The sequence below is a fragment of the Pseudomonas sp. PAGU 2196 genome, assembly GCF_022179005.1.
GTDB lineage: Bacteria > Pseudomonadota > Gammaproteobacteria > Pseudomonadales > Pseudomonadaceae > Aquipseudomonas > Aquipseudomonas kermanshahensis.
This window is the reverse complement of the sequence record NZ_BNTL01000004.1, coordinates 162,736-185,846: the sequence shown is the minus strand read 5'-3', so window position 1 is coordinate 185,846 and position 23,111 is coordinate 162,736. Positions and strand designations below refer to the sequence as shown.

Genomic DNA, 23,111 nt, shown 5'->3' with positions numbered 1-23,111 from the left:
GCCCTGCCCTCAACCCCCGCGCCTCCCCCGCCACGCTTCCCGCAGCCCTTCTGTTCGCCTGACCTCAATCGGGTGCGCCTGTGCGCGCTCGCGGTCAGCCATGACTTTTGCGTGGAAGACACGACAACATGATCCGCAAGACCTCCCTGGTGCTCCTCATGGGCACTTGCACCTTCGCCTGGGCCGACACTGCCCCGGTTGAACTCAACGCCACCACCATCGATGGCGAACGCGACGCCCCCTCCGGTGTGCAACTGGACGAGCCGATCCAAACCGGTTCGCGCCTGGGCCTCACCGCACGGGAAACCCCGGCGTCGGTCAGCGTCTCGGACCGCCGCCTGATCGAGGCGCACGGTGCCAAGGACAGCCAGGACGTGATCAACGCCATGACCGGCGTCAACGCCTCGGCCAACCCCGGTTATGGCGGCTTCGTCGCCTACCGGGGCTTCACCCAGAACCAGGTCACCCAGCTCTACAACGGCATCAACTTGGGCTACAGCAGTGCCACACGGCCAGTGGATGCCTGGGTACTCGACCGGGTCGAACTGATCGGCGGGCCGTCCTCTTTCCTGCATGGCGCGGGGGCCGTGGGCGGCTCGATCAACTACATCACCAAGCTTGCCAGCCGCGATCAGCAGATCATCGACGGCCGCCTGCGCTACGGCAGTTTCGACGACTCAGAAGTGGCCTTCGGCATCAATCAGGCGCTGGCCAGCAACCCCGCCGACGCCCGCCACTTCATGCGCCTGGACTTCAGCCGGGGCCAGGGCAACGGCTACATCGACCGTAACCAGCGCAACACCGACAGCCTGGCGTTTTCGGTACTCAGCGACCTGGCGCCCAACCTCACCCACACCCTGGCGCTGGAGTACCAGGAAGACCGTGAAGACAGCCCGTACTGGGGTTCGCCGATCCTGCCGGGCCGCAGCACGATGAAGATCGACAAAAGCCGCCGCTTCGAAAACTACAACGTCGCGGACGGCCGCTACGAGCAGCGGGTACGCTGGCTGCGTTCAATCCTCGACTACCAGCTCAGCGACAGCACCAGCGTGCAGAACACGCTGTATCACTACAACGCCCAGCGCGACTACCGCAACGTCGAGCGCTACAGCTACACCGCCAATGGCCAGGTGCAGCGCAGCAGCCCGTACCTGCAACGCCACGACCAGAACCTGCTGGGCGACCGCCTCGAGTTGCGCCATGACAACACCCTGTTCGGCTTTGCCAACCAATGGTCGTTGGGCCTGGAATATTCGCGCATGCACCAGACCCTCTACCCGACATCGGGCAGCTGGAGCGACATTGTCGATGCCGACCATTTCGACCCTGGCAGTTTCGACGACATCCCCGGGGTGAATGCCGGCCTGACCAAGCAGCGTCGTCACGAAGTCACCAACCGCGCGGTGTTTGCCGAGAACCGCCTGCAACTGACCGATCGCCTGGCCTTGCTGACTGCCCTGCGCTATGACTACCTGGACATGCAAGTGACCAACTACGGAACGGTCTCGCCCACCTCGCCGGCGTTTTTCGAGCGCCGCTGGGAGCCGCTTTCCGGGCGCATCGGCCTGACCTACGCGCTGACGCCCAGTGCCAGTGTGTACGCACAGTACAGCAGCTCGGCCGATCTGCCAGCCGGTTCACTGGCAGCGGCGACCTACTCCAACGTCGGCCTGTTCGACCTGTCCAAAGGCGAGCAATGGGAGGTCGGCAGCAAGTTCGACTTCCTCGACGGCCGCGGCGCCGCCACGCTGGCGCTGTACCAGATCGTGCGCAAGGACTTTGCCGTGCGTGACTCCAACGATGCCAACCAGACGGTGCAGGCCGGGCAGCAGACCTCGCGCGGCGTCGAGCTGTCGGGGCGGCTACAGGTCACGCCGAAACTGCTGGCCGAGGCCAACTACGCCTACGTCGATGCGCAGTACGACACGTTCAACGAAGCGGTCAACGGGGTATCGGTGTCACGCAAGGGCAATACGCCGGTCAACGTACCGGCCAGCGTCGCTAACCTGTGGCTGACCTACAGCTTCACGTCCGCGTGGTCGGCGGGGGTCGATGGGCGCTACGTGGGCTCGGTGTATGCCGACAATGCCAATACCCTCAAGGCACCGGCCTACACGCTGTTCGGTGCCTTCGCCCGCTACCGACTGGATGAGCACACCACAGTGACCGGACGGGTGCGCAACCTGACCGACGAGGTGTATGCCAAGCAGGCCTACAGCTCCCAGTACTACATGGGTGCTCCGCGTACCTTCGAGGTGGCGCTGGACATGCGCTTCTGATCGAACAGCGCTGCCACGGGGGTTATCCCGTGGCAGCGCTGCCAGTGATAAGCTGCCACGTTCATGACCCGCCGGCTCACGAAGACACCCGGCTACCGTTTCAGCAAGGAAGTTTACGTGTTCAAAACTCTGCCCCCCGCGCTCCTGAGCGCGGCTCTGATTGCTATGGCTGGCTGCCAAGCGTCCCCGTCCACGGACACTCAGGCAGCCGCCGATGCGCAGGCGTTCAAAACCTTCACTGTCGAGATGCAGCGCGCCTTGGAGCGCAGCATTGCCCTGGCCCCGACCGGCCGCCAACTGGGCGCCGTCACCCTGCAGGTCACCTTCGACCGGCACAGCGCCCCAGTCGCCTGCAAGGCCAGCAAGGCCCCGTTCAAATACGGCGCGCTGCTGCCCGCCGACGTCATGCCCTCCGACCATCAGGCGTTGGCCAACCTGGTCGAGGCACTGTGCTGGAAGACCATCTACCCGGTCGTCCCAGCGTCGCTGTTCGGCGGCGAGGCAACGCTCGACGTACGCGCACCGATCATCGTCCAGCTGCCCGCGTCGATCCAGGCCCCCGGCAGTGCGCGCCAACGCGCCAACGCCCAGCGTGAGTACTTCTGGCAACAGCTGCTGCGCGATCAGCCGGTCACCAGCATCGGCAAGGCGACGGTGTTCTACCAGGCCAATGCCCAAGGCAAGGTCGAGGGTTGCCTGGTGCAGCTTTCCCCAACCCGCCTGCGTGAAGCGGCCTTCCGCCTGGACGGCAACCTGCAGGCGCAGCTGAACAGCCGCTGCATGAAGCTCGACCTGAGCACGATGCCGGGCTTCAGCACCAACGAGCAAGGCACAGCCGAAGGCTACAGTGAACTCGACTACGCCCCGTGGAAGGTTGGCCGGCAGTAGCCTGCCTGGTTGAAACAGGCATCCCAGTGTCGCCCTCGACGAAGCCTCCGCAGGCGCTCACCGATCTACTGGCAAGCACAACAATGATGACGCGGCCCGACCGCGTCACGTTCATTCAGGCTGCCAATGGAAACCGGAGAGCTCCCACATGTCCGCACCTCATGAGGTATCCCCCGCCACCCTGCGCCGGGTGATCGCCGCCTCTGCCATCGGCAACTTCGTCGAGTGGTTCGACTTTGCCGTCTATGGCTTTCTCGCCACGCTGATTGCTAGCCAGTTCTTCGCCAGTGAAGATGCCAGCGTGGCTTTGCTCAAGACCTTCGCCGTGTTTGCCGTGGCATTTGCCCTGCGCCCGCTCGGCGGTATCGTGTTCGGCGCACTGGGTGACCGCCTGGGGCGCAAGCGCATCCTGTCGCTGACCATCTTGCTGATGGCCGGCTCCACCACCTTGATCGGCTTGCTGCCGACCTATGCCAGCATTGGCCTGGCGGCCCCCGTGCTGTTGACCCTGGCCCGTTGCCTGCAAGGCTTCTCGGCGGGTGGCGAGTACGCCGGTGCCTGCGCCTACCTGATGGAGCATGCGCCCAACGACAAGCGCGCGTTCTACGGCAGCTTCGTGCCGGTCTCGACCTTTTCTGCCTTTGCCTGCGCGGCGGTGATCGCCTACGGCCTGGAAGCGAACCTGACGGCCGAGGCGATGAACGCCTGGGGCTGGCGCGTGCCTTTCCTGATCGCCGCCCCGTTGGGCCTGGTGGGCCTGTACTTGCGCTGGCGCATGGAAGAAACCCCGGCGTTCCGCGAAGCCGTGGCCCAGGGCAAAGAACACGAGCACTCGCCGCTCAAGGAGACCCTGCGCAACCATGGCCGGGCCATCCGCAACCTGGGGGCGTTCATCTCGCTGACGGCGCTGTCGTTCTATATGTTCACCACCTACTTTGCCACCTACCTGCAACTGGTCGGCAACCTCACCCGTGCGCAGTCGCTGCTGGTGACCACGGTGGCGTTGTTGTTCGCTGCCGTCGGCTGCCCGTTGGCCGGGGCGTTTTCTGACCGGGTGGGGCGGCGCAAGACCATTGGTTTCACCTGCCTGTGGGTGATGGTCTGTGTGTTCCCGGCGTATTGGCTGGCCAGTTCCGGCTCACTGTCCGGCGCGCTGCTGGGGGTGATTCTGCTGGCCGTGGGTGCGCTGTGCAGCGGGGTGGTGACTGCGGCATTGCTGTCGGAAAGCTTCCCGACACGGACCCGCTATACCGCGTCGGCGATTACCTACAACGTGGCCTATACGCTGTTCGGCGGCACTGCGCCGTTGGTGGCCACCTGGTTGATTGGGCAGACGGGTAGCAGCCTGGCACCGGCGTTTTACCTGGTGGTGATTGCGCTGGTGGCTTTGGTGGGAGGGTTGGCATTGCCGGAGACGTCGCGTATTTCGTTGCATGATGAGGCCGGCGTCGATAGCGTGCGGCCTGGGGTGCGGAGCAGCGTTTGAGATTTTTGGGGCTGCTTTGCAGCCCCGGCATTATCAGCCTTCCTCCCCCTCTTCGCGCCGATACGCCCATTGGTACAACGCCGGCAACACCAGCAACGTCAACGCCGTGGACGACAGGATCCCGCCAACCACCACGGTCGCCAGCGGCCGTTGCACTTCGGCCCCGGTGCCGGTGGCCAATGCCATCGGGATGAACCCCAGCGAGGCCACCAACGCGGTCATCAGCACTGGCCGCAAGCGCGTCAACGCACCCTCCTCGACCGCCACCCGCAACGTGCGCCCTTCCTCGCGCAGGCTGCGGATAAAGGCAATCATCACCAGGCCATTGAGTACCGCCACCCCCGACAAGGCGATGAAGCCCACCCCTGCGGAAATAGACAATGGAATATCCCGCAACCACAGCGCCAGTACCCCACCGGTCAAGGCAAACGGAATACCGGTGAACACCAGCAAGCCATCCTTGAGGTTGTTGAACATCATCAGCAGCAAGGCCAGCACCAACAGCAAGGCCACCGGCACTACCACCTGCAGACGCTCGGCGGCCGACTGCAACTGCTCGAACTGACCGCCCCAGCGCGTCCAGTAACCGGGCGGTATCTGCACCTGTTCGATCAGGGTCTGCTCGGCCTGCTGCACGAACGAGCCAAGGTCGCGGCCACGCACGTTGGCACTGACCACCACCACGCGCTTGCCATCCTCACGGCTGACTTGGTTAGGCCCCAGTTGCAGGTTCAACGTCGCGACCTGCGACAGCGGGATGAAACCGATCTGGGCAGCGCCGGCTGCAGTGCTCGCCGGTACCGGTATCAGCAGGCTGGAAAGCCCGTCGACATCGGTACGCACAGTCTCGGGCAGGCGCACCACCATGTCGAAACGTCGGTCGCCCTCATACAGCGTGCCTGCCGTACGCCCCCCCACGGCAATGGCGATGGCGTCTTGCACATCGCCGACATTGAGGCCATGGCGGGCGGCCTTGTCACGGTCGATATCAATGGTCAGCACCGGCAGGCCTGTGGTCTGCTCGACCTTGACCTCCGAGGCGCCCGGCACACGCTGCAGGCTGCTGGCGATTTGCGCGGCGGTCTGGTTGAGCACGTCCATGTCGTCCCCAAACACTTTGACGGCCACATCACTGCGCACACCCGAGATCAGTTCGTTGAAACGCAACTGGATCGGTTGCGACAGCTCGTAATTGCTGCCCGGCACACTGGCCGCGGCGCGCTGCACTTCGGCAATCAGCGCCTCACGTGGCTTGCTCGGGTCGGCCCATTGCGCGGGCGGACGCAGCATCACGTAGGCGTCAGAGATGTTCGGCGGCATCGGGTCCGAGGCGATTTCGGCAGTGCCGGTGCGGGCGAACACGCGCTCCACTTCCGGCACCTGGGCAATGATCGCCCGCTCCAGGCGCTGCTGCATGTCTACCGACTGCGACAGGCTGGTGCCTGGCACGCGCAGCGCCTGCAGGGCAAAGTCACCCTCGCTGAGGCTGGGGATGAACTCGCTGCCCATACGGCTGGCCATCACCCCGGACAACACCACCAGCGCTGCCGCCCCGGCGAACGCCAGCTTGCGCCGGCCCAACACCCAGCCCAGCACTGGCGCATAGCGCTGGCGCGCGGTGCGCATGACCAAGCCTTCTTCTTCCTTGACCTTGCCGGTCACGAACAGCGCCAGCGCCGCCGGCACGAAGGTCACCGAGAGGATCATGGCACCCAGCAGGGCGATCACGACGGTGAAGGCCATGGGGTGGAACATCTTGCCCTCGACCCCGGTCAGGGCAAAGATCGGCAGGTACACCACCATGATGATCAACTGCCCGTAGATCAGCGGGCGCCGTGCTTCACGGGCGGCGGCAAACACTTCATGGAAGCGCTCGGCGCGGGTCAGCATGCGGCCATGGCGTTGCTGGGCGTGAGCCAGGCGGCGAATGGCGTTCTCGACGATCACCACCGCGCCGTCGACAATGATGCCGAAGTCCAGCGCGCCGAGGCTCATGAGGTTGGCACTGACCTTGTTGCTGAACATGCCGGTGAAGGTGAACAGCATCGACAACGGGATGACCATGGCGGTAATGACCGCAGCGCGGATGTTGCCCAGGAACAGGAACAACACGGCGATGACCAGGATCGCGCCTTCGATCAGGTTTTTCTTCACCGTGGCGATGGCTTTTTCGACCAGGTTGGTACGGTCATACACCGTTACCGCGACCACGCCCTTGGGCAGGTTGCGGTTGATCTCGACCAGCTTGGCCGCCACCGCCTGGGAGACCGTGCGGCTGTTCTCGCCGATCAGCATGAACACCGTGCCCAGCACCACCTCACGGCCATTTTCAGTCGCAGCCCCAGAGCGAAGCTCTTGGCCCAGGCCGACCTGGGCGACATGGCTGACGCGTATCGGAGTGCCGTCGACGCTGGCGATGACGATGTTGGCGATGTCCTCGGCGGAGTCCAACTGGCCCGGTGCGCGGATCAGCAACTGCTCGCCATTGCGCTCGATGTAGCCGGCCCCCACGTTGGCGTTGTTGCGCTCCAGTGCCGCGATCAAGTCATTGAGGGTGAGCTTGTAGGCCGCCAAACGCTTGGGCTCCGGTGCGATCAAGTACTGCTTGGCATGGCCGCCAATACTGTTGACCTCGGCCACCCCCGGCACATTGCGCAGCTGCGGCTTGATGATCCAGTCCTGGATCACCCGCAGGTCGGTCTGGGTGTAGGGCGTACCGTCGTCCTTGAGCGCGCCCTCCTCGGCCTCGACGGTCCACAAGAAGATCTCGCCCAGCCCCGTGGAAATCGGCCCCATGCCCGCCTCGATGCCGTCGGGCAACTGTTCACGGGCCACCTGCAGGCGCTCGTTGACTAATTGGCGGGCGAAGAACAGGTCGGTGCCGTCATCGAAGATCACCGTGACCTGGGACAAGCCCGAGCGGGACAGCGAACGGGTCTGCTTGAGGCCTGGCAGGCCGGCCATGGCCGTTTCGATGGCGAAGGTGATGCGCTGCTCGGTCTCCAATGGCGAGTAACCGGGGGCGGCGGTGTTGATCTGCACCTGGACGTTGGTGATGTCCGGCACGGCATCGATGGGCAGTTTCTGGTAGCTGTGGATACCCACCGCAGCCATCAGCAGCACAGCAAGCATCACCACCAGGCGCTGCTCGATGGCGAATTGGATCAGGCGTTCGAACATGGCGTCGTCCCCGGTTTCAATGGCTGTGCTCAGCGGAGCCTTTGCCAAGCTCCGACTTGAGGACGAAGCTGCCGACGGCAGCGACCTGAGTGCCTGCAGGCAGGCCGGCGACGACTTCTACCTGGCCGGCGTCGCGGCGGCCTGTCGTCACCGGGCGTGCCTCGAAGCCTTGCTCGGTACGCACGAACACCACGGTCTGCTCCTCCCAAGTCTGCAACGCGCTTTCCGGTACCACCACCGCGGCGGTCGACCGCTCGACGCTGACCGCAATGTTCACGAACAGCCCAGGGCGCCAGGCGCCGTTGGGGTTGGCCAAGGTGGCGCGCACGGTGGCGGCGCGGTTTTGTTCACCGAGCAGGCTGCCGACGTAATTGACCGTGCCCTCGACCTCGGCGCCCAGGTCCGGCGCACTGACCGTGACGCTGCGCCCGGTGACGACACGGTTCAAGTCGCGTGGGGCGACGGCGAAAGTGGCCCAGACCCGGCTCAGGTCGGACAGTGTAAAGGCGTTGCTGGAGGCGTCGACCACCTCGCCCACGCTCATGTGTTTTTCCACCACCACCGCATCGAAGGGTGCGCGCAACTCATAGCGGTTGCCGGCGCCAGCGGGACCGACTGCCGCGACCTTTTGCCGAGCATTGGCCAGCGCGATCTCGGCCTCCTGCAACACTTGGCGAGCCTGCTGGTAGTCCTGTTCGGCGCTGATGCGTTCCTGCCACAGTTGCTGTTCGCGCTGGAAGGTCAGACGCGCCAGTTCCAGGCGGCGCTGGGCTGCCTGTTGTTCGCTGCGCAGGTCAGAAATCTGCTGGCTGGCGATCACCGCGAGCACCTGGCCGCGCTTTACCGCCTGCCCGAGGTCGGCCTGCACCGACTCGACCACGCCCGGTACACGCGGCACGACATGCGCGGTGCGGTCTTCATCGAAACGGATTTCACCCGGGTAGCTGATGGCAGTGCCCAGCTCGCGGGGGGCGGCAGCTACCAACTGCACGCCAGCCGCCTCGATCTGGGCGCTGGACAGGTGCAATTTGCCTTCCTCGTCGGCGTGGCCATCTTCGGCCTGCTCGTCATCGTGGCCGTGGCCGTCTTCGCCATGCGCGTCGTGCTGGGCTTCGCCGCTCGTGGCGTGACCGAGGTTGCCGGTCCAGGCCAGGCCACCGAGGCCAAGCACGGCCAGAGCCACCGCCAGGAGGGCGATCTTGCGTGGGTTATCCATTGTTGCTCCTGCTGTTCGTGTTGTTGCTCAAGCCAGTGGGCCGCGCAGCGGACCCTGAATCAAAAGCCGCCCTCAAGGTCGCCATACAGGCGCTCGACCTGGGCCCGCGCATCGGTCGCCGAGGCCAGGGCTTGCAGGTACAAGCCCCGCGCCTCGATCAGCGTGCGCTGGGCATCGAGCACATCGAGGAAGGCGAACTTGCCCATCTCGAAGCCGCGGGTGGCGGTGTCTACCGCTTGCTGCGCCGAGGGCAGGATGGTGCGGTCGTAGGCCTGCACTTCCTGCATGGCAGTGGCCCATTGGCTGAGGGCGCTGCGGGTCTCGCTGCGCAAGCGCAACTCAACGGCATTGCGCAGGTCACGGGCCTGGTCGGCACGTCGCGCAGCCACCAGCACGTTGCCTTGGTTACGGTCGAACAGCGGCAGCGGCATCGACAGCCCGACCACGTTGACTCGCTCGCGGTCCTCGCGGCTGTATTGGCTGCCGAGGCTGACGGTGAGGTCGGGTATGCGCTGAGCCTTTTCAGAGCCCAACGACGCTTCGCCGCGCTCAACCTGCGCCGCCGCCAAGCGCCACTCGGCGGTCTGTTCGACCCTGGCCAACAAGGCCTCAGCCGCAGGCGCGGCACCGGGCGACAAATCAGTGGCCAGCAGGCGGTCGAAGCGTGCCACCGGGCTGCCCGTCAACCGCGCCAAAGCCTGATAAGCCACACTGCGCTGTGAGGCGGCGCGGTGTACTTGCGCCTGCGCCTGGGCCAGTTGCACCTGGGCCCGCGTGGCCTCCACCGGCGAAGACTGGCCGGCCGTGACGCGCCCCTGCACCACCCGCAGCCCGCGCTCCGTCAGTGCCTGGGACTGTTGCGCCAGCTCCAGCGCCGTTTGCGCACGCAGGGCCGTGTGGAAGGCCTGCACCACATCGGCGCGCAAGCCATTGCGCTGGCGTTCCAGGTCAAGCTGGGCGATGGCCTGGCCGGCACCGGCCACGGCGATGCGCGCTCCCCGCTTGCCGCCCAGCTCCAGTGACTGGCTCAGGGTGACCGTGGTGGTGCGCGTCTCGCGGCGGTTGTCCTCGACTTCCCAGGACAGCTCCGGGTTAGGTATCAACCCCGCTTGGCGCCGCTCGCCTTCGGCAATGCCGATTTCACGGCCCGCGGCAGCAAGTTCCGGGTTTTGCGCAAAGGCAGCGCTAAGCGCTTCGGGCAGGCTCAGGCTGCCACTGGCCTGGGCACTGCCAGTGGCCGCCAGTAACAGGCAAAGCAAGGCGATCTTGCGGGGGATGGCACGGGTGCAGGGCACGAAACAGGTCCTCGTCGGCGAGCGTTGGAGAGGGACTGTAGGGCGGCGTGCTTATCGGGGCGGTGGCGTGAACATTACAATGCTGTAATCAGCGAGGTCAGTATTGGCGCAAAACGTCCGGTTATCGCCCACTTTCCCGTCTAAGCCCGTTCACGCAATTGACGAAACTAACCAGGTGGTACAAAGATAAGCGCATCCAAAAACAACAAAGTGATGCCTTTCATGAAGCCCCTTATTCTTGTGCTTAACGGCCCTAACCTGAACATGCTGGGCACCCGCGAGCCCACTCAGTATGGCCATGAAACCCTTGCTGACCTGGCCCAAGGCTGCGCCGACAGCGCCCTTGCCAAAGGGCTGGAAATCGAATTCCGCCAGACCAACCACGAAGGCGAACTGATCGACTGGATCCATGCCGCCCGTGGCCGCTGTGCTGGCATCCTGATCAACCCGGGCGCCTGGACCCACACCTCCGTGGCCATCCGTGACGCCCTGGTGGCCAGTGAACTGCCCGTCATCGAGGTGCACCTGTCCAACGTGCACAAACGCGAGCCCTTCCGCCACCTGTCGTTCGTCTCGTCGATTGCCGTCGGCGTGATCTGCGGCCTGGGCAGCCATGGCTACCGCCTGGCCCTGAGCCACTTCGCGGAAATGTTCCAGGAGCAGACCGCATGAGCCAACAGGCCATCCTCGCCGGCCTCATCGGCCGCGGCATCCAGCTGTCGCGCACCCCTGCGCTGCATGAGCATGAGGGTGACGCGCAATCCCTGCGTTACCTGTATCGCCTGATCGATGCCGATCAATTGCAGCTGGACGACAGCGCCCTGCCCGGCCTGCTCGATGCCGCACAGCACACCGGGTTCACCGGGCTCAACATCACCTACCCGTTCAAACAGGCGATTCTGCCGCTGCTCGACGAGCTGTCGGATGAAGCCCGAGGGATCGGCGCGGTGAACACCGTGGTGCTCAAGGACGGCAAGCGGGTCGGCCACAATACTGACTGCCTGGGCTTCGCCGAAGGCCTGCGCCGCGGGCTGCCAGATGTGGCACGCCGGCAAGTGGTGCAAATGGGCGCTGGTGGCGCAGGCTCGGCCGTGGCCCATGCGCTGCTGGGCGAAGGGGTCGAACGGCTGGTGCTGTTCGAAGTCGACGCGGCGCGGGCACAAGCGCTGGTCGACAACCTCAACGGGCATTTCGGTGCCGGCCGTGCGGTGCTCGGCACTGACCTGCGCGCAGCATTGGCCGAGGCGGACGGGCTGGTCAACACCACGCCCGTGGGCATGGCCAAGCTGCCGGGGACACCGCTGCCGGTGGAGCTGCTGCATGAACGGTTGTGGGTGGCAGAGATCATCTACTTCCCGCTGGAAACCGAACTGTTGCGCGCCGCGCGGGCATTGGGTTGCCGCACGCTGGATGGCAGCAACATGGCCGTGTTCCAGGCGGTCAAGGCGTTCGAGCTGTTCAGCGGCCGCGAGGCCGATGCGGCGCGGATGCAGGCGCATTTTGCCAGTTTTAGCTGAGTCGGCACCGGCCCTTTCGCGGGCAAGCCCGCTCCCACAGGCTGTGGGAGCGGGCTTGCTCCGCGGAAGGCCGGCACAGGCGCATCAACCCTTTTCATCCAGCAAGGCCTTCAACACCTGTTCCTGCCCGGCATAATCCCCCTCGCCAAAATGCACATGGCGCACCTGCCCTGTGCGGTCGACAAAATAATGCGCCGGCCAGAACTGGTTGCCCCAGGCATTCCACACCCGGTGATCGTTGTCCACCGCCACCGGGTACCCGATCCCCAGCGCAGCTACCTTGTCGCGCAAGGTCGCGACGTCATGCTCGTAGTCATACTCAGGCGTGTGTACGCCCACCACCACCAGCCCCTGGTCGGCGTAACGCCGTGCCCAGTCATTCACATGCGGCAGGCTGCGCTGGCAGTTGATGCAGTCCCAAGTCCAGAAGTCCACCAACACCACCTTGCCTTTGAGCGCCGGCGCATCCAGTGGCGGCGAATTCAACCACTGGCTGGCCCCCGCCAGCGACGGCATGGCGCCGTAACTGTCGCGGGCCTGCAGATAGCCCGCCAGGCCCAGGCCTGTCAGGGCCAGCGCAATGCCGCCCACCTTTAACATCAGGCGGCGATCAATTCTCATGGCAACCGCCGGTGGCGTACGAGCGGTATTCCACACGCTGATGCTGACCTTTGGAATCGAGGTAGTCCATGCGGGTGTTGACCAGGCCGCAGGTGTTGACCTGATCATCCTGCACCGACAGGACTTTCTTCACATCCAGATGATCACCGTAGCGGTACTGCATCACACTGGCATCGTTCATTGTGGTGGAGGCCTGAGCGGCAATGGCGCCGAAACTGAACACGGCAAACAGGCTGACGCTGGCGAAGGCTTTGAGGTTCATGGCAACTCTCCTGTGTAACGCTTTAGGTGGGGAGGGTTGCTCCCCGGTCGAGAGCCATTACACGGCCGCCAGGTATCCGGTATGTGTCACCCGAGCCTGTGATCTGCTTCCTCCTGTATCTCTGCCAACGCCAGATACACTGCAATACAAAACCCCGCAGGCAAGCGCGATGACGCTCGGTACACTGCGCCAACCCACCCCATACAGGAACGCTGCGCATGGAACACGTCGATCACATCCTGATCGTCGACGACGACCGCGAGATCCGCGAACTGGTCGGCAACTACCTGAAAAAGAACGGCCTGCGTACCAGCATTGTTGCCGATGGCCGGCAGATGCGCGCCTTTCTCGAAGCCAACAGCGTCGACTTGATCGTCCTCGACATCATGATGCCCGGCGACGATGGCCTGTTGCTGTGCCGTGAACTGCGTGCCGGCAAACACCGCAACACGCCCGTGCTGATGCTGACCGCACGCAACGACGAAACCGACCGCATCATCGGCCTAGAGATGGGCGCCGACGACTACCTGACCAAGCCGTTTTCCGCACGCGAACTGCTGGCCCGCATCAATGCCGTGCTACGCCGCACGCGCATGCTGCCGCCGAACCTGACCATCAGCGAAAGCAGCCGCCTGCTGGCCTTCGGCCAATGGCGCCTGGACACCACCGCACGCCACCTGCTCGACACTGAAGACACCCTGGTGGCCCTGAGCGGCGCCGAGTACCGGCTACTGCGGGTATTCCTCGACCACCCGCAGCGGGTGCTCAGCCGCGAACAATTGCTCAACCTCACCCAGGGCCGTGAGGCGGACATCTTCGACCGCTCCATCGACCTGCTGGTCAGCCGCCTGCGCCAGCGCCTGGGTGATGACGCCCGCGAACCCAGCTGCATCAAGACCGTGCGCAGCGAAGGCTACGTGTTCTCGCTGCCGGTACAATTGCTCGAGTCGCCCTCATGAAATGGCCCCGTACCCTGGCCTCGCGCCTGGCATTGATCTTCTTCACAGGGCTGGTACTGGCCTATGGGTTGTCGTTCGGCCTGCAAGCCTACGAGCGCTATATCAGCAGCCGCTCGATGATGCTCAGCAACCTGGAACAGGACGTCGCTACTTCCGTCGCCATCCTCGACCGGCTGCCCGCCGCCGAACGTGCCGCCTGGCTGCCGCGCCTGGAGCGGCGCACCTACCGCTACCACCTTGACCAGGGCCAGGATGGCCAGGCGATGCCGACCAGCGACCCGCCCATGGCCGCCGAGTCGATCGTCAAAGCCATTGGCGACGACTTTCGCCTGACCTTCCAGGAGATCCCCGGCCCCAATGCGCACTTTCAGGTGCACTTGAACCTGGCAGATGGCGCGCCCCTGACCATCGACGTCACCCCGACCCCCGTGCCGATCGCCCGCTGGCTGCCGGTGGTTTTGCTGATTCAGTTGGCCGTGCTGTTGCTGTGCACTTGGCTGGCAGTGCGCCTGGCCATCGGCCCGCTTACCCGCCTGTCGCAGGCCGTGGACAACCTCGACCCAGACAAACCCGGTGTGCAACTGGACGAGAGCGGCCCGCGCGAGGTGAAGTACGCCGCCGTTGCCTTCAATGCCTTGCAGGCGCGAATTGCGGCCTACCTCAAGGAGCGCATGCAGTTGCTGGCGGCGATTTCCCACGACCTGCAAACCCCCATCACCCGCATGAAGTTGCGGGTCGAAGTGATGGACGAGGGGGTGGAGAAAGATAAGCTGTCGCACGACCTGGATGCCATGGAGCACCTGGTACGCGAAGGTGTAGCCTATGCCCGCAGCATGGACATCAACACCGAAGCCCCATGCCGGATCAACCTGGATGCCTTCCTCGACAGCCTGGTGTTCGACTACCAGGACAGCGGCGCCCTGGTCGAACGCCACGGCAACGCCGACGGCCTGCTGGAAACCCGCCCGCATGCGCTGCGCAGGGTGTTGGTCAACCTGGTGGACAACGCCTTGAAGTTCGCGGGTAAAGCACAGTTGGAGGTGAGCCGTGAACAAGGATGCACCCGGATTCGGATACTCGATGACGGCCCAGGGATTCCGGAAGATGAGCTCAATGAAGTGCTCAAGCCTTTTTACCGGGTAGAAAGCTCGCGTAACCGCAGTACCGGAGGCACCGGCTTGGGGCTGGCGATCGCGCAGCAATTGACCCAGGCCATGGGTGGGCGCTTGACCCTGAGCAATCGCCAAGGTGGCGGGTTGTGTGCACAGATCGAGTTGAAGTGAGTGCCACCGGCATGTCGCCCCTCCAGGCCTTACGCGTGATAGGGATGCCGCCTTACGCAACCGATCGCTACAGTCCGATACACACTGTCGCCTCCGCCGACACACTGTCGATACGCCACCGCTACACACTCCCGGCCACACATTGGCACGCCAGGAGTTAAACCGATGACACGTCCCAACATGACGGCATTTACCCACCCCTTCAGCCACATTGACCGGATCGGAAACTGGAGCGCCGACTTGCCGCTGCGGCTGTTTCTGGCCTGGGAGTTTTTCGAGTCTGGTCTGGAAAAATACAACGGCACCAACTGGTTCGGCGACCTGCAGTCCAGTTTCCCCTTCCCGTTCAGTGCACTGCCAGCAGCGCTGAACTGGCAACTGTCGATGTGGGCCGAGCTGGTGCTGCCTTTACTGCTGTTGCTTGGCCTGGGCACACGGCTGGCCTCGGCCGGGCTCATGGTCATCACTGTGGTGGCCATCGCTGCGGTGCATTGGCCGTCACAGTGGTCGAGCCTGGCGGAGCTGGCTCAGGGTTATGCCATCACCGACCAGGGTTTCGGCAACTTCAAGTTGCCGCTGATCTACCTGGTAGCACTGCTGCCACTGCTGCTCAAGGGGGCCGGCCGCCTGAGCCTTGACCACTGGCTCAACGCGCGGCTCGCAGCCAGGGCATGACGCGTAAATAGCAACGGGCTCGGGGCCAGTAGGCGCCGAGCCCGTTTTTTGTCTCAGGCTGTACCGATGACAATGCCTTGCGCGCGCAGGCTCTCCAACAGTGCCAAGCCTTGCTCCTGATCCCCACCCAATGCATGCAGACGCGCCAGCCCAGTACCCATCACCTCTGTGAGCAAGCGGTAAGCCATGGGTGCCAGGCGAGCGAAGCGTACCTGCAGCCCGGCGTCGCGGTAGACCAGCAGCAAGGTGGGTTCAGGTGCCTCCTGCGGTTGATAATCCGGGCCGATACGGTCAACTGGCCAACGGTAGGCCAATACCCTGGCCGTGCACGACAGCAGCGGCTCCCCCTGCAGCAGGTCACCCTGTGGGTCATGAGCCGGGTCTTCGGCATCGCTGAGGTACAGCTGGGCCTCGATCCACTCGTAGTGGGCAAGTTCCAGCTGCCACGGGGCATCCAGTTCGATGCCCTGGAGGTAGTCGATGAACGCTTCGGCGATCTCGGTGAACAAGGGTGTCTGGCTGCGGTAGTTGGCATAAAAATCCCGCACGCGGGCATGCCAGCGCGGCTCGCCCAAGGTTTGCCGCAGCACCGGAAAGCTGCCGGCCAGCAGGCCTTCGATGGCGCCATAGAACAGCTCACGGTAAACCTTCAGCCGGCGTGCCTCGATGCCTGGCGGTGGGGCATGCCGCTGCGGATCTCGCAGATGCCGCGCCAGCGAGAACTGTTGTTCACGCAACAATTCGCTCATGCGACACCTCCCGCTGCACCGTGCGAATGCGGTCAGTCTCTTCGAGCAGTTCGGCCAAGGGCGGGTAGTTGAAGTCTCGCTCGAGCGTTGTCGGCTGTGCGCCAAAATGCTTGCAGGCCATCGCGAACAACGACCAGACATCTTCCTTCACGGGTGCGCCGTGGGTATCCACCTTGAGGTCCGGGGCCTCGTCGTAATGACCCGCCACATGCATGCCGACGACGCGTGCCGGCGGCAGCCCCTGAAGGAAGGCCTGCGCATCGTAGCCATGGTTGCAGGCGTTGACGAACACGTTGTTGACGTCCAGAAGCAGGTCGCAGTCGGCCTCGTCGAGCACTGCGCGAATGAAGTCCAGCTCGCTCATCGCTTGGTAGGGCGCCGCGTAATAGCTGATGTTTTCCACGGCGATACGCCGCTGCAAATGGTCCTGGGCCTGGCGAATTCTGGTGGCGACGTGATGCACCGCCTCTTGCGTGAAGGGGATCGGCATCAGGTCGTAGAGGTGGCCGTCATCGCTGCAATAGCTCAGGTGTTCGCTGTACAGGCGTACCTGATGGCGATCGAGAAAGCGCCGGGTCTGGTCCAGCAAACCCCGGTCCAGCGGCAGGCTGCCGCCCAAGGACAAGGACAGCCCATGGCAGGCCAGCGCAAACCGTTCGGTCAATTGCGCCAGGCCTTTGCCATAAGCGCCTCCGACCCCAATCCAGTTTTCTGGCGCGCACTCCAGAAAATCCACGGCACCGTCTTCCAGCATAAGCAATTCAGCCATCAGGCCACGGCGCAGGCCAAGGCCGACAAGCAAGGGTGTGGTCGTCATCGATAAGTCTCCACAACACGCAAAACGCCCCGCCTGACCAGCAGGAGGGGCGTTGTGTCATTCCAAGGGTTTAACTCAGGACTTACCGGTCACTTCGCTGGACGAGGCTTCTGCTGCCTTGCCAGCGCCGCCACATTTACCTTCACCGCCCTTGCCTTCGCCATGGCTGGCCTTCTTGTCGCCACCGCACTTGCCCTCACCCTGGGCGGCCTTGCCGCTGCCACCGCACTTGCCTTCACCGCATTTGCCTTCGCCAGGCACCTTGGCGGAAGCCAGCTGATACCCCTGGGACAGCGGCTCGACAGCGAACGCGCTGCTGCCAAAGGCCATGCTGCCGATCAGGGCGGCGCCAAGCAGGCCGAGAGTGTTGCGTGCATGAGTCATGGTGTAGCTCCACTGTGGTTGGAAAGTGGAGCCATTAGGCCGGGTGGATGTGTCGAGGTTGTATCGCCGAAATCGGCATTTTGTACATGAATAGGTCTGTAGGCCTGCAGGATACAGTGTGATACAGAGCACCCGCCCCTACGGCCAGTGGCGGGTGAAGGCAGTCAGTCTTCCAGCGGCTTGGGCGGCGCTGCCGGCTTGGCAGGTTTGACGGGTTTCGCCGGTTTGCTGTCCTTGCCCTTGGTTTCAGGTGCCACCGCGACAGGCTCTGGCGCAGTCACGGCCTTCTCGCTCGCCGGCAGCTCATCGACCGCCTTGAGGATGGCCTGCGGGTCGATTGGCTCGCCCGTGGCGTCATCCTTGAGCATGTGCCGTTCACCGTCCTTGCCCACCAGGATCACCTTGGTGCCCGCGCTCGCGCCAAGCTTGAGTTCGCGGATCAGGGCCATGGTGGTTTGCTGCTCGAGGTTTTTGTCTTCGCGCTTGCCGACCATCTTGGCAACGCTGTACAGCACCAGGCTGCGCTCCTTGAAAGCCGCCTGGATGGCAGGGTCTTCCAGCGCTTTGTTCAAGCCACGTAATGTCGGGTCGGCTGAACTGGGGGCAATGATCACCAGAGGCCGTGCCTTGCCCAGCTCCTTGGCCAGTGGAGCGTCGCTGTCGGCGGCGAACAGTGGGCCGGTGACGGCGAGCAAGGTAGCGAGGGTCAGTGACCGGACGAGCATACACATCTCCTTAATGTCTCGATAAACCAATGACTACAGATCACGGAGAAAAATCCGACCTGGAGCCTAAACCACTTCAAAAGCTGCGTGGCGAAGGAAAAGTAACTGACAATTTCCAGCCATGTGTCAGATCAGGATGGCGGACTTTGCCGAAAAAGCCGCCTCCTGACTGAGCATAGCCCAAAGCCACTGCTGGCAAGGCTGCGCAACGCCTCATACGCGGTGTTGCTACACGTCGATGCCAGCGCCCGGAGGCCCGGCCTCCAACGCCGCCAGCGTCATGTCGAGCATCAACCCGCGCCGGGCAGCGCGCTGCGCGGCAAGAATCGCATCCGACTCAGCTTGCCTGGCCTCGTCCGTCAACGCCTCATTGTCGAGCACGCGATCAAGGCGGCGCCGGAACGGCCTGTCCACTTGCGCGAAGCGCTCAGGGTGAGCCCGTTCCAGGTGCCCCTGCCAGAACGTTCGGTCCACCAGCGAACGTGCGATTTCCTCTTGCGTCTCTGCCTCGAGCACTTGCGCTTGCGCCCGTGCAAGGTGCGCCTCAGTGACCCCTGCCAGGGGGCGAAAACTCATGTCGCCCACTGCAATGGGCAAGTTCAGGCGATCCCGCAACCCGAGGCGATAGGCGAGCCCCACTTCGCTTTCATCCGGGTTGCCGCCGCGTGCCAGGATGTCCAGCACAGCCAGCCGGTCGACTTCATCCAGGCGCCACAAACGCCGCCCCAATGCAAGCAAGGATTGCTCGGTATTGCCTGGGTCATCGGTCCGGGCGCGCCACACCAACACGTTCAACTCAAGGTTGCTGAGGCACCAGGTCGCGCCGTCCTGGCAACCCCACTCGTCGTTGGCGATGTCCATCAAGGCTTCGCGAAGGGCCGGCTCTCGGGCCATCGCCTGCAGCACGGCCAGTACCCGCTGAGCGAGGGCTTCGGCATTGATGTGAAAATCCGCAGATTGCAGCAACTGCTGAAGGACGCGAAAGAAGCGATCTGCAGGCTCCCCTATGTCTACCGACTCCCAAGCCGCCATCAGCAGGCCCCGATAACGCGGCCCGACAGCATCCCCCCAAACGGCGCGGGCACGCTCGAGTTGTTCGTAAAGCAGCACCTCGTCCGTCGGCATGGCCGGCCCCATCAGCGCCGCCTGCAGGCGAATCAGTTCGGCGTTCTCCAGCGGATTGCCGGCCAATCTGATGCGACGGCGAAAGCCGGGTGCCAGCTGATAGAACCACTCTGGAATCCGCGTGAGGCGGTTCTCGCGCATGTCCATGTAAACCAGGCTTGAGCGGTTGTCCACGCCGTGCGGAAACTGCGTCAGCCCCGTGTTGCGCAAGTTCAGCCAGCGAAGAGCGGTGAGACCACTCAACGTGAAGGCACGCCCCAATGGGTTATGAGACAGGTCGAGGTACTCGAGGGTCGTGGAGCTTGCCAAGGTCGCGGCCTGGCTGATGTTCAACACGATCTGGTTGTTGGTCAGGGTCAACTGACACAAGTGGCGCATCTGCAGCAACGGCTGCGGCAAGCGGGTCAGTAAATTCCCTCCCAGGTCCAGCAATCGCACATGGGGAAAAGCGAGTAGAAAGCTCGCAGGAATCTCCTGCAGCTCCATGCGCAGCAGTGAGACATCCGAAACATGAGCAAAGCTGACCTGCGCCGGCATTTCCGGCAGCTCTCCGGGCCGCATGTTGTACAAGACCATCCGGTAGTTGTGGTCGGTGTCGAGGTGGGTTTGCCCTGCATCGGTGGTGCGCCGCCAGCAATCGAGCAGCGTGTTGCGCATGCAGGTACGGTCTTCCCTCACAGCACCTTGAGCCTCCCCGACCCACCCTTCCAAGCTGTTGCGCAGCACCCTGTACTCTGCACGCAACTCGGCCAATACCGCTTCCAGTTGACGCCCCGAGCGTCGCACATTGTCGCTCCATGTGGCCACCTGCTCGTCACTGAACGAGGGGAACAAGTCACGCACCGATGCTGCCAGTGCCCTCTCCGGACGCCCAGGGCCACCCGAATTACGGCCCCCCAAGGGGTAACCCAGACGGCCATCGGCCAAACGCTGGGGTGGACGGAACATTCCGCGGGGCTGCACACCCAGCAACCCTTCAAGCTCGGTGCGACGCCGCATAGCCTCGCGCGCCAGCACAACCCTGAGGTTATGGGCGAAGGGTTCCCCTATCTGCATCGACTCGCGCTGGGACGGTGAATAGGCTGCGGCCATCACGTCGAACAATTCGCCTGCCTCGCCTTGCGGCACCGCTTGAGCATCGAGCAATTGGAACGTGCCCGCGTGGTGCAGCAAGTCGAATGCCTGCGCGCCGTCCTCGGTCGATGCCAGCAGCGGCCCACCGCGATGGCCTTCGAACAAGCGCCAACGCACGCCTTGGCCAGTGCCAGGCAAGTGCTTGAGCATCCCCAGTGCGACACGCGCCAAGTCGGCATTCTGTGGGGTATCCAAGCTCAACGCTTCAAGTACCCTGACCTTGCGAATGGTCGCGACAGCGCGCCTGGCCGCTTCGGCCAGGTTCAATGGCACCCGGCCACTTTGCAGCACCCGCCGTCGGTCATCCCCATTGGCTGCCTTCAGCAGCGCCTGCGCGGCCCGCGGGTGCAAGCCTGGAAACACATTGCGCAGCAAGGCACTGCCAGGGCTGTCGCTGACCTGCACGGCGTCATACAGGTGCCCCAATAAAAGGCGGCGCTGGGCCCAAGCGAGTTCGGCCAACACCGAGTCCGACACACCGGCTGCACCCGGCAAGCGCTGGGCATGCTGCAGCACGGTGGCATCCTCGACCGGCTCGCCCGCCCGCAAGCAGCTGATCACCTGGCGGATCCGCTGATCGATCCTGCAACGCTCGGCACTGTCGAGCATGCCGGCCTCGGGCGCACGCCCATACACATGCAGGGCCCGCAGGTGATCGGCACCCAGGTCATGAAACCCCAGCACCTGGTCGATCTGCTCGTCCGTCATGCTGTCCAACGGCGTGCCAAGGCGGCGGAACATGCGATGGGTGTCATCCCATTGCGCAGGTTGCTCGCTCCAGACGCGCCAGGCGCCGGCACCGTTGTGACGCAGCGCAGGCCCATTGCCGCTGCGCGGGCGAAGCTGCCATTGGCCCTCGCTGCCGGGGTCGACCACAGGGTAGTGGTGGCCGTCCATTTCGATCCAGGCCTGCCCGGCGTGGCGTCGAATCCCCAAGGCATCCTGCGTAGCCGCAGGCCCCGGCGCGACGCTGCGGTAAGGTGCCAGATCCTGCTGCCAAAGCTTGCTGCTACCGTCCTCCAGCTGTGCAGGCACCATCGCATCGACCACGGCAGAACGCGTCCACAACCGCCGCGCCACCGTAACGCCCGCCACCGTCGCCGCAATCACCGCAAGGTCAGTGGCGACGTGGGTCAAATGGTCGAGTGCCTCCTGGGCATCACCCGCCTGCAAGGCCTCGATGCCATGGTAAACCTCGCCCAGCAACTCCCATACAGTCACCGCGAGCATTACCAGGCCCAGGCCCGGGACAAAAAACGACGCCAGGTTCAGCAGCAGCCAGCCTTCGGCAGCCAGGCGCTCGTCATGGGCACGCTGGACTCCGCGGTCGAGCCGCGCCACCGGCACCGCGATCATTGCCGCATCCTCTTTGACCTGGCGGATACGCGACTGTGCGAGGCTGTTGAACAGCGGTGACGGGTAGGCCTGCAAACGGGGGGCGAGGTCATAACTTGCCCAGGCCGGCAGGTCATCAAAAACGGGCGTTACCGTGGCGAAGAACGCCTGGCTGTCGCGCCTGAGCACGAAGCGGCTGAAGAATCGCTGATACGTCTTGACGCGCAAGCGATGGCCCAGCTCACGGTTGAGGTCACTGAGGCTGCCGAATGCACTCCAGGGCGCCACCGGATCACCCGGCACATACATCAGCAAACGCCGCGTGGTGTTGAACAAAGGGCCTTGATCGATCACCTCCAGTACCACCACCTGCTCAAGCGCATACCCGAGCAGCTTCAGCTGCTTGGCCACCACCAGGTCACCTGCCAGGCGCAGCAGCTTGCCCTCGAGGCACATGCCCACCAGCAATTTCAGCTCGCTGGCATCCAGCAGGTTGTCTTGCCGGGCCTTGTAGCCATCCACCAGCATGGCGTAGCGCACGGCATCGACCAGCAACGTCTCGATGCGTTTTTCGTCATTGGCCGGTTTGAGAATGCTGTCCAGATGCTGCTGGTAGCCCTGCCCCAGGTCGAGCTCGCGGCACAGCGCAGCAAAGGCGATGGCGGTGGGCGGTTTGCGCGCGCCAGAGCGCGGTACCAGCAACCGGTTGCCAGCCGGCTGGCCGCCCGCGCTGGCCTGTTCGGCGGTAAAGTTGCGCATTGCCACCTCAAGCAGTGGTTTTTCGTCGTACACCACTTCTGTGAGGTGAGCCCCCACCGGCTGGGCGTTGATCACCGGTTCACGGCGCCCTTCGAGAAACTTCAACCGATGCAGGTTGTAGGTAACCCCGTAACGCTCGCTGAGCGCCTTCTCCAGCCGGGAGGCGACGAAGCCATCGATGCCTTCGATGCGCGTCAGCAACGCGCCCAGTTGCTGACGGCTTTCAAGGCTCTTGGCCAAGGCGTGGCTGATCGCAGGCAGTTGGTCAATGGGCGCCTGTCGCAACCAACGGGGCAGGCGCTTGCTGATGAAACCATCCTGAAACGCATCGCTGTCGCGCTGCAGCGTGTCGGGGCGGACGGCGGCATTGCCCCCAGCCTGATCCTCTGGCGAGTGTGTAGTGCCCATGCGTAAAGCCTCTT

Annotated in this window: 17 protein-coding genes and 1 pseudogene; 8 read left to right on the top strand and 10 right to left on the bottom strand. The window is 64.1% G+C overall.

Translation table 11 applies throughout. From position 1 onward, the window contains the following. Window positions 1-128 precede the first annotated feature (128 nt). From MFF34_RS05205 to MFF34_RS05195, 3 genes are all read left to right on the top strand, one after another. On the top strand, window positions 129-2,279 hold the full coding sequence (locus tag MFF34_RS05205; RefSeq protein WP_238210787.1) for a TonB-dependent siderophore receptor: 2,151 nt from the start codon (window positions 129-131) through the stop codon (window positions 2,277-2,279). Between the two features lie 165 nt (window positions 2,280-2,444). Beyond that, complete coding sequence (locus tag MFF34_RS05200; protein ID WP_238210785.1) at window positions 2,445-3,167, top strand: hypothetical protein; 723 nt, start codon at window positions 2,445-2,447, stop codon at window positions 3,165-3,167. Between the two features lie 148 nt (window positions 3,168-3,315). Continuing rightward, entirely contained in the window at window positions 3,316-4,653 is a 1,338-nt protein-coding gene (locus MFF34_RS05195; protein WP_099453534.1) for an MFS transporter, read from the top strand. A gap of 33 nt (window positions 4,654-4,686) precedes the next feature. Here MFF34_RS05195 and MFF34_RS05190 read toward each other — a convergent pair whose 3' ends face one another. From MFF34_RS05190 to MFF34_RS05180, 3 genes are read right to left on the bottom strand one after another with little or no spacing between them, the layout of a single operon-like run. Further along, on the bottom strand, window positions 4,687-7,833 hold the full coding sequence (locus MFF34_RS05190; protein ID WP_238210783.1) for an efflux RND transporter permease subunit: 3,147 nt from the start codon (window positions 7,831-7,833) through the stop codon (window positions 4,687-4,689). Window positions 7,834-7,849: 16 nt separating this feature from the next. Beyond that, window positions 7,850-9,049, bottom strand: coding sequence for an efflux RND transporter periplasmic adaptor subunit (locus tag MFF34_RS05185; RefSeq protein WP_238210774.1), 1,200 nt, complete (start codon window positions 9,047-9,049; stop codon window positions 7,850-7,852). 59 nt (window positions 9,050-9,108) lie between these two features. Continuing rightward, entirely contained in the window at window positions 9,109-10,344 is a 1,236-nt protein-coding gene (locus MFF34_RS05180) for a TolC family protein (RefSeq protein WP_238210773.1), read from the bottom strand. Between the two features lie 222 nt (window positions 10,345-10,566). Here MFF34_RS05180 and aroQ point away from each other — a divergent pair, with 222 nt between their 5' ends. Then, window positions 10,567-11,016 (top strand): type II 3-dehydroquinate dehydratase, encoded by a 450-nt coding sequence (aroQ, locus tag MFF34_RS05175; RefSeq protein ID WP_027593852.1) that lies wholly within the window; start codon window positions 10,567-10,569, stop codon window positions 11,014-11,016. Then, window positions 11,013-11,861, top strand: coding sequence for a shikimate dehydrogenase (locus tag MFF34_RS05170; RefSeq protein WP_085273256.1), 849 nt, complete (start codon window positions 11,013-11,015; stop codon window positions 11,859-11,861). The genes aroQ and MFF34_RS05170 overlap by 4 nt, the downstream gene beginning before the upstream one ends. 84 nt (window positions 11,862-11,945) lie before the next feature. Here MFF34_RS05170 and MFF34_RS05165 read toward each other — a convergent pair whose 3' ends face one another. Together MFF34_RS05165 and MFF34_RS05160 are read right to left on the bottom strand one after the other, a co-directional pair. Then, window positions 11,946-12,461, bottom strand: a complete 516-nt coding sequence (locus MFF34_RS05165; protein WP_238210804.1) for a thioredoxin family protein — start codon at window positions 12,459-12,461, stop codon at window positions 11,946-11,948. Between the two features lie 10 nt (window positions 12,462-12,471). Next, window positions 12,472-12,744 (bottom strand): DUF2790 domain-containing protein, encoded by a 273-nt coding sequence (locus tag MFF34_RS05160; RefSeq protein WP_238210771.1) that lies wholly within the window; start codon window positions 12,742-12,744, stop codon window positions 12,472-12,474. A gap of 218 nt (window positions 12,745-12,962) precedes the next feature. On the opposite strand from MFF34_RS05160, the gene MFF34_RS05155 reads away from it, so the two are divergent. The 3 genes from MFF34_RS05155 (at window position 12,963) to MFF34_RS05145 (ending at window position 15,661) form a co-directional block, all read left to right on the top strand. Beyond that, the gene (locus MFF34_RS05155; RefSeq protein ID WP_238210769.1) at window positions 12,963-13,703 is read left to right on the top strand and encodes a response regulator; all 741 of its coding nucleotides are present in this window, start codon (window positions 12,963-12,965) and stop codon (window positions 13,701-13,703) included. Beyond that, entirely contained in the window at window positions 13,700-14,986 is a 1,287-nt protein-coding gene (locus MFF34_RS05150; RefSeq protein WP_238210766.1) for a HAMP domain-containing sensor histidine kinase, read from the top strand. Before MFF34_RS05155 ends, MFF34_RS05150 begins: the two co-directional genes overlap by 4 nt. Before the next feature lie 165 nt (window positions 14,987-15,151). Continuing rightward, the gene (locus MFF34_RS05145) at window positions 15,152-15,661 is read left to right on the top strand and encodes a DoxX family protein (protein WP_238210759.1); all 510 of its coding nucleotides are present in this window, start codon (window positions 15,152-15,154) and stop codon (window positions 15,659-15,661) included. A 53-nt stretch (window positions 15,662-15,714) separates the two neighbouring features. On the opposite strand, the gene MFF34_RS05140 is transcribed toward MFF34_RS05145, so the two are convergent. The 5 genes and pseudogenes from MFF34_RS05140 to MFF34_RS05120 form a co-directional block, all read right to left on the bottom strand. Further along, complete coding sequence (locus MFF34_RS05140) at window positions 15,715-16,410, bottom strand: DUF2063 domain-containing protein (RefSeq protein WP_238210757.1); 696 nt, start codon at window positions 16,408-16,410, stop codon at window positions 15,715-15,717. Continuing rightward, complete coding sequence (locus MFF34_RS05135; RefSeq protein WP_238210755.1) at window positions 16,391-17,227, bottom strand: DUF692 domain-containing protein; 837 nt, start codon at window positions 17,225-17,227, stop codon at window positions 16,391-16,393. Before MFF34_RS05135 ends, MFF34_RS05140 begins: the two co-directional genes overlap by 20 nt. Before the next feature lie 93 nt (window positions 17,228-17,320). After that, window positions 17,321-17,611 (bottom strand): annotated as a pseudogene (locus tag MFF34_RS05130) (EF-hand domain-containing protein); the annotation flags it as partial. A 164-nt stretch (window positions 17,612-17,775) separates the two neighbouring features. Continuing rightward, window positions 17,776-18,336 carry a DUF4174 domain-containing protein gene (locus MFF34_RS05125; protein WP_238210748.1) on the bottom strand — a complete coding sequence of 187 codons (561 nt, stop codon included), beginning with the start codon at window positions 18,334-18,336 and terminating at the stop codon, window positions 17,776-17,778. 228 nt (window positions 18,337-18,564) lie between these two features. Beyond that, the gene (locus MFF34_RS05120; RefSeq protein WP_238210746.1) at window positions 18,565-23,097 is read right to left on the bottom strand and encodes an NEL-type E3 ubiquitin ligase domain-containing protein; all 4,533 of its coding nucleotides are present in this window, start codon (window positions 23,095-23,097) and stop codon (window positions 18,565-18,567) included. Window positions 23,098-23,111: the final 14 nt, after the last annotated feature.